We start from the raw sequence: 6735 nt of genomic DNA, 5'->3' as shown, positions 1-6735 counted from the left end.
GGAATGCTTAGTTCTTGTCATAAAAAAGACCCCCCTAATAGAAAAACAGATTGTTTATTTCATCTGTCTACCTATTGGGGAGCATATCACTTCACGCAACTCCTACAGGAAAAAGCGCAAGTAGGCTTGCGCTGCCAGAGACAAACAAGACCCGGTTTCCTGCCTGAATGAAGGCAGGAAAACTGGCTTGTGTCTCGCCTGAGGAAAGGGCGTGAAAAGACGAGTGATCTCTTTTTGAGTCAACCCTGTTTGATTAATGGATACCAGAACCGTTCGTTGCAAGAAACTCTATTAGCGATCTGTCGGAGCTTGTAGCTGATGTGTCATCTGGACGAGTTTACGACGTGTGAAAAAGCGTGTCATGAAGACATACATCGCATTGCTGCGACCGGGTATGACAAGCGTTTTTCCTTGCATATACCCGGTGAACGACAGCTGAGCAACGGTCGGTGCGTCCATGATACCCGGTCGTTTGAACAGACCAGACGTCGCAAGATCGGCCGTCGCGGCGAAGTCGGTATGGGTTGCACCGGGACAAACCGCTGTCACTTGGATGTTGTATGGTGCGAGTTCTTCGGCGAGTGCCTCTGAAAAACTGAGCACGTAGGCTTTTGTCGCATAATAGACAGTCATCAAAGGACCACCATGAAAAGAGGACGTTGAAGCAATCTGAATGATGCGACCTCCACCTTGTATTGTCATCCGCTGGGCGAACATTTTAGTGAGATACGTCAGCGCACGAATATTAACATCGATCATGTTCAATTCACGCGAGAGATCCGTTTCGAGAAATTCACCGTAAAGCCCAAATCCTGCATTGTTGATCAAGATATCGATTTGGAGGTGTTCGGTAGCACGTAACAAGGCTTGGATGTGAAGTGTTTGACCAATGTCATATGGAAAAACTGTTGCCGAACCACCGCGTTGTTCGACGAAGTGTTTGGTTTCAAACAGCTGTTCGACGTTTCGTCCGACAAGTAACAGGTGGTGTCCTTGTTTTGCGTGGAGATAAGCCAGTTCCCGCCCAATTCCGGCGGAAGCTCCGGTAATCAATACATTCATGATCAAATCCTCCTTTTTGTGTAGAAAAAAAGCGATTGAGCCGATGCTCAACCGCTTGGTCATTTGAATTATAGGTATGAACCCGCGCCGACAAGGCGTGAACCCCAGTAACCTGATTTGAAGCTTGAGTATTTAACGCCACCCGTTTCCGAGTTGACCATACTTGTTTTGTTTGTTGCCATTCCGACGTGCTGGATGCCGTTACCGTGTGAGAAGAAGACAAGATCTCCTGGTTGTACGCTAGAAACACTGACTTTTTTAGACGATGCGTATTGTGAAGAAGACGTACGTGGTAATGTTTTACCTGTTGCTTTTTTATAGACATAGCTTGTGAAGCCAGAGCAGTCAAATCCACGAGTCGTTGTTCCGCCCCAAACATAAGGAGTTCCTTTATGTTTAGCAGCTTCGCTTAGAAGGCGTGTACGTGTTGATGAAGAAGTCGTTGATTTTTTAGCTGTTGCAGTAGAAGCTTTGTATGTTTTCGTGTACTGCGTAGACACATAACGTGTTTTTCCGCCGTATGAAATTTTTGTCCAGCTGCCTGATTTACCTTTGTATGTAAATGATTGGCCTGCGTTTACTTTACCGACGATGCTTGCTTTTGTAGAAGGAGCTGTACGAACGCGTAATCCGCTATCTGTGATCTTGACTTTCGTTACTGTCGAAGCTGCCTCAACTTTACCTGTTCCCACTGATGCAAATCCTGAAACCACTAATGCTGCTGCCGCGACCGATGCTAGAAAACGTTTCATATGTGAAATCCTCCATGTCATTTTAAAGTAGTTTTGAAAACCGGGTTATATGATCAATCTCATTAAGTGTTTGTTTAAGCAGTTTGCCTTACAACTGTGTAAGTTTTTCTCTGCACGATTATCTTAGCATGCGGAGACATGAAAACGTTTTTTCAGTTCCGCTACAAAACATGACGTTTTTGTAACATAACTGCAATAATATGCTCGAATATTACAAAGAAGAAATTCCCATTCTTTAAATCACGACGAAAGAGGTGCAAATGTGATACCTTTAATGCACGAAGAAATTATTAAGCTACACTTGTAAAATAAACAGCGAGATCTTTGCAACTGAATTTATATGAAGAATAGGTGAATGCATATGCCAACTGAAAAAACCGACAAACCAGAACGTTCCTATACACTTGCTCAATTGAGTAACCTGACATTAAAAGACTTATATGAAATCGCAAAAGCAAAAAATGTGCCACAGTACCGAGAAGCCCGTAAACGTGAATTGATGTTCAAGATTCTGAAAGCGCAAGCGGAATCGACAGGTCTTTATTTCCTCGAAGGGGTATTAGAAGTCATCCCCGGTAACCCACAGATGCAAAATGATGGTGGCTTCGGCTTCCTTCGTCCTATCAACTATTCGCAATCCTCTGAAGACATCTACATTGCCGCCTCACAAATTCGCCGTTTTAACCTCCGTAATGGAGACGTCGTGACCGGAAAAGTTCGTCCGCCAAAAGAAAATGAGCGGTTCCAAGGTCTTTTAAGTGTGGAAGCCGTTAATGGAGAAGCACCGGATACGGCACGAAATCGGTTATTTTTCCCGGCATTGACACCGATCTATCCGGATCGTCTGATGCGACTCGAAACTGAACCACGTCATCTGTCCGTTCGTGTCATGGATATGATTGCGCCGGTTGGATTCGGACAACGGGGATTGATTGTCGCGCCGCCTAAGGCAGGTAAGACATCTCTATTGAAGGAAATCGCCAATTCGATTCAAGTCAATCATCCGGACGTCGAGCTGATTGTTCTTTTAATTGATGAAAGACCGGAAGAAGTGACGGACATCGAACGGTCCGTACCGGGAGCAGACGTCGTCAGTTCGACGTTTGACGAAACACCGGATAATCACGTTCGGATTTCAGAGCTCGTACTTGAACGAGCGATGCGTCTTGTGGAACATAAAAAGGACGTCGTCATCTTAATGGACTCCATCACACGTTTGACGCGCGCCTATAACTTAACCGTCCCGCAAAGCGGTCGGACGTTATCAGGTGGGATCGATCCTGCTGCTTTCCATAAACCAAAACGCTTTTTCGGTGCCGCGCGTAACATTGAGCATGGTGGCAGTTTGACGATTCTTGCGACCGCGCTCGTCGAGACGGGCTCACGCATGGATGATGTCATCTATGAAGAGTTTAAAGGGACCGGTAACATGGAACTTCATCTAGACCGGAAACTATCCGAGCGTCGGATTTTCCCGGCCATCGATATTCGGAAATCCGGAACACGGAAAGAAGAGTTGTTGTTACCGCAAGATCAACTCGATGCCTTGTGGACGATTCGTCGGACGATGAACGAATCAAACGAGTTTGTTGACAGCTTCTTACGGAAGATTCGTGACACAAAAAACAATGAAGAATTTTTTGTGGAACTGAACAAAGAAAAGAAGAAACCGGTCCGACGCGCACCTGTCAAACCGCGTGTGACGAAAACAGACACAACGACATGAAAATAGGTATTGCGGGTCGTCAAAAAATCGTTTAGTATAGGAAGGTAACTTACTCTGGCTCAGCAAATGAACCAGGGCGGAAGGAGAGAAAACAACCATGAAACAAGGAATTCACCCAAAATACAACAAAGTTGTGTTTATGGATTCAACTACTGAGTACAAATTCTTGACTGGTTCTACACGTTCTTCGAACGAGACAATCACTTGGGAAGATGGAAACGAGTACCCACTCATCCGCGTGGATGTGTCTTCGGACTCGCACCCATTCTACACTGGTCGTCAAAAGTTCAACGCTGCAGACGGTCGTGTCGATCGCTTCAACAAAAAATACGGCCGCAAGTAATTGCGACTTCTGTATACAAAAACAGCCTGTCTCCATCACTGGAGCAGGCTGTTTTTGTATAGGCTGAATTGAGCACGGTAAGCGAGATAGGTTTTAAGCACAAAGGACAGACCGATTGCTCCAGCAGCCCCAACGAGGTACGGCAACATATCCGGGTTGTTCGCAAAATGTGCAACCAGCAAACCGAAAGAAAAGTGACGACCCAGAAAATAACCAGCTCCTAAAAAGAGACTGATCCAGATCAAGGCGCCTGTGTAGGCATAGGTCGCGAAAACTTGAAACGGCATCTTCGAGACACCGGCGAAAAAAGCAGACAGCTGACGTAATCCGGGTATGTAATAGCCGATGATCAAAACGGATTTTCCATAACGTAAAAATCCGGCCTCTGCTTGAAAGATATGTTTTTCGGAAATTCGTAATTTAGGGGCAACCCGGTGCAGCAACGGCATACCAAGTTTCAGACCTAACAAATAGCTGATCGTCATACCGATACAACTCCCGGCATAGGCTGCGAGAATCGTTCCGATCAGAGGTAAATCACCGCGATGCATCCAAAAACCAGACATGACGAGTAACGTCTCATCAGGAACAGGTAAACCAACGATACCACCAGCGAGTAGAACGGCGAGTCCGAACGCTCCATATTGATGGAGGACTTCATGTAGCATGTGATGAATCGGAGTCACCTTCCTTCAAAGAAACTTCTCTTTTATTGTACAGGAAAGAGATACCAGTTGAAATGACAAGATGAAGAATGAGGGAAATCGGAAATAGGTTTTTGATTTTGAGAAGTCAACTCTTTTTCTCAATTTAGATTCGGGCTATACTCGTTAAAGTGACTAATTTAGAGGACGGTGTTTTCGATGATGCATGTGATCAATCAATATGGTTGGATCGAAGTGATTTGCGGGAGTATGTTTTCCGGAAAATCAGAAGAGTTGATCCGTCGTGTCCGACGGGCACAGTACGGCAAGTTACCGGTCCAGGTCTTTAAACCGGCGATTGATGACCGCTACCACGAAGAACATGTCGTGTCGCATGGTGGCAATTCTGTCATCGCGATTCCGATGGCGACGAGCCGTGACGTGTACGTGGCGGTAGCAGAAGAGACGCAAGTTGTTGCAATTGATGAGGTTCAGTTTTTTGACGATGAGATCGTCTCCGTCATCGAGGCGCTTGCGCAAGACGGCAAACGCGTCATTTGTGCGGGGCTCGATCAGGATTTCCGGGCGGAACCGTTCGGGAAGATGCCAGAGTTGCTCGCCCGCGCCGAGTTCGTGACGAAATTGCAGGCGATTTGTTTATCGTGTGGTGATCCGGCTTCGCGGACCCAACGCCTGATTGACGGTCAACCGGCAAACTATCATGATCCGATCATCTTAGTCGGTGCTTCTGAGTCTTATGAACCACGTTGCCGTCATTGTCATCAAGTGCCGGGTAAACCCCAACCGTTACAAGAGTGGAAAAAACAACAACAAAACTAATCCTTTCTTAAAAAGGATAGCGCAACAAAGCTGACAGGACTGTTAGCTTTGTTTTTTTGTTAGCTGAACGTTCAACCCGTCTCGGTCAACCGGCTGAACTGTTCGACGAATCGGATCGTCTCCTCCACAATTGCCTCTTGATCGTAATCGAGCGTCGCGACATGATACGAATTGAGCAGACAATACGTACGTTTGTCGACAGAGCTGATTGTCCGGTGCAGGTAATCGGAGCAACTGGATGGGACGACGTGATCTTCCACAGAATATAAAATAAGGGTGGGAATTTGAAGTGTAGGTAAGTCGGGAACCGTGTCCCGGATCAAGCGTAACAGTTCTGCTGCACACGTGGTCGGGACGAAATCATAAATGATTTCAAAAGCCGGACGTTTGATATCGGGGGCGCTTTCAGGCAGTTGGTCCGGACAATCATCGAACGATAACGCTTCGTACGCTGGGACGGACAGGGCTGCGTTGATCGTGATGATGCCATCGACCGGCAATCCTTCGGTGGCGAGTGCTAAGGCGAGCGTCGCCCCCATCGATTGACCGACGATGAAGATGGATGGACACTGTTTGGCTAACAGGTCAAATCCTTCGCGGACACTTTGTTTCCAGTCTTCAGCAGTCGAAGCGGCAAAGTCACGGAGGTCGGTTCCGTGACCCGCTAAGCGAGGTGCATGGACGGTGAAACCATGTTCTGCGAAGCGTTCGCCTACAGCACGAACACTTTGTGGTGTTGCGTTAAAACCATGACACAACAGAATCCCGACGGATCCACGTTCTAATAAAAAGGCATCAGCCCCTGGTAAAACAGGATAAAGCATACTCATCAAGGTGTCCTCCATTTCAAAAATAAAAAAACTCGTTTGGCTTTGGACGGCAAACGAGTTTCTCGTATGTATCATCCAAAGCGGTTGCTTTGCTGGTCGGAGCACCTTGCGAATTGCAGGTTGCCGTGGAGTCCTAGAGCCAGTTCTCTCGTCCACTCTTGATATATCGTATAGGAATTGTCGGATTAATCATTGTGAAGATAATAGCACTGACGCGAAAGAGTTGTCAATTCGTCTTTGACCGCTATCCGGAACGCTTCTATGATGACGCACAACCCAGGATCTCAATCGATATGGGTCATATGGTTTATTTTTGAAAATATGGTTGACCTTTAAAAGATATACCTGTAATGTAAAAATTAGTTTTACGACATAAGCTTGATTCGAAACAACACACATATGAATTTCATACTGCAACACTTATCCAGAGAGGTGGAGGGACTGGCCCTACGAAACCTCGGCAACAGACTCATTATGAGCACTGTGCCAATTCCATCAGACAGTTGTCTGAGAGATGAGTCGAGTGGATTCTGCCTTT

At 46.3% G+C, this 6735-nt stretch carries 7 protein-coding genes and 2 riboswitches; of the genes, 3 read left to right on the top strand and 4 right to left on the bottom strand.

Annotation, left to right across the window (positions count from 1 at the left end):
- Positions 1 to 291: 291 nt before the first annotated feature.
- Positions 292 to 1062 carry an SDR family NAD(P)-dependent oxidoreductase gene (locus tag KNQ13_RS11900; RefSeq protein WP_026830298.1) on the bottom strand — a complete coding sequence of 257 codons (771 nt, stop codon included), beginning with the start codon at positions 1060 to 1062 and terminating at the stop codon, positions 292 to 294.
- 68 nt (positions 1063 to 1130) lie between these two features.
- Entirely contained in the window at positions 1131 to 1814 is a 684-nt protein-coding gene (locus KNQ13_RS11895; RefSeq protein ID WP_026830297.1) for a C40 family peptidase, read from the bottom strand.
- Between the two features lie 361 nt (positions 1815 to 2175).
- Between KNQ13_RS11895 and rho the strand changes: the two genes are divergently transcribed.
- Both rho and KNQ13_RS11885 read left to right on the top strand, forming a co-directional pair.
- Positions 2176 to 3540, top strand: coding sequence for a transcription termination factor Rho (gene rho, locus KNQ13_RS11890; protein ID WP_014971443.1), 1365 nt, complete (start codon positions 2176 to 2178; stop codon positions 3538 to 3540).
- Positions 3541 to 3637: 97 nt separating this feature from the next.
- The gene (locus tag KNQ13_RS11885) at positions 3638 to 3883 is read left to right on the top strand and encodes a type B 50S ribosomal protein L31 (protein WP_026830296.1); all 246 of its coding nucleotides are present in this window, start codon (positions 3638 to 3640) and stop codon (positions 3881 to 3883) included.
- 35 nt (positions 3884 to 3918) lie between these two features.
- Here KNQ13_RS11885 and KNQ13_RS11880 read toward each other — a convergent pair whose 3' ends face one another.
- Entirely contained in the window at positions 3919 to 4551 is a 633-nt protein-coding gene (locus KNQ13_RS11880) for a DedA family protein (protein ID WP_014971442.1), read from the bottom strand.
- 195 nt (positions 4552 to 4746) lie between these two features.
- On the opposite strand from KNQ13_RS11880, the gene KNQ13_RS11875 reads away from it, so the two are divergent.
- Entirely contained in the window at positions 4747 to 5367 is a 621-nt protein-coding gene (locus KNQ13_RS11875; protein WP_014971441.1) for a thymidine kinase, read from the top strand.
- Between the two features lie 71 nt (positions 5368 to 5438).
- On the opposite strand, the gene KNQ13_RS11870 is transcribed toward KNQ13_RS11875, so the two are convergent.
- A complete protein-coding gene (locus KNQ13_RS11870) occupies positions 5439 to 6197 on the bottom strand; it encodes an alpha/beta hydrolase (protein ID WP_014971440.1) in 759 nt (252 codons plus the stop codon).
- A 65-nt stretch (positions 6198 to 6262) separates the two neighbouring features.
- A riboswitch (SAM riboswitch) is annotated at positions 6263 to 6365 on the bottom strand.
- A 249-nt stretch (positions 6366 to 6614) separates the two neighbouring features.
- A riboswitch (SAM riboswitch) is annotated at positions 6615 to 6718 on the top strand.
- The last annotated feature ends 17 nt before the right edge of the window (positions 6719 to 6735 follow it).

The sequence above is a fragment of the Exiguobacterium sp. s128 genome (assembly GCF_018618815.1).
Lineage (GTDB): Bacteria > Bacillota > Bacilli > Exiguobacteriales > Exiguobacteriaceae > Exiguobacterium_A > Exiguobacterium_A antarcticum.
This window is presented reverse-complemented; position numbering and strand designations above follow the sequence as displayed.

What these genes read in the sequence shown, in the direction of transcription:
- KNQ13_RS11870 (WP_014971440.1), bottom strand. Translation starts at nt 6,197, where the DNA reads ATGAGTATGCTTTATCCTGTTTTACCAGGGGCTGATGCCTTTTTATTA.
- KNQ13_RS11900 (WP_026830298.1), bottom strand. Translation starts at nt 1,062, where the DNA reads ATGAATGTATTGATTACCGGAGCTTCCGCCGGAATTGGGCGGGAACTG.
- rho (WP_014971443.1), top strand. Translation starts at nt 2,176, where the DNA reads ATGCCAACTGAAAAAACCGACAAACCAGAACGTTCCTATACACTTGCT.
- KNQ13_RS11875 (WP_014971441.1), top strand. Translation starts at nt 4,747, where the DNA reads ATGATGCATGTGATCAATCAATATGGTTGGATCGAAGTGATTTGCGGG.
- KNQ13_RS11880 (WP_014971442.1), bottom strand. Translation starts at nt 4,551, where the DNA reads ATGCTACATGAAGTCCTCCATCAATATGGAGCGTTCGGACTCGCCGTT.
- KNQ13_RS11885 (WP_026830296.1), top strand. Translation starts at nt 3,638, where the DNA reads ATGAAACAAGGAATTCACCCAAAATACAACAAAGTTGTGTTTATGGAT.
- KNQ13_RS11895 (WP_026830297.1), bottom strand. Translation starts at nt 1,814, where the DNA reads ATGAAACGTTTTCTAGCATCGGTCGCGGCAGCAGCATTAGTGGTTTCA.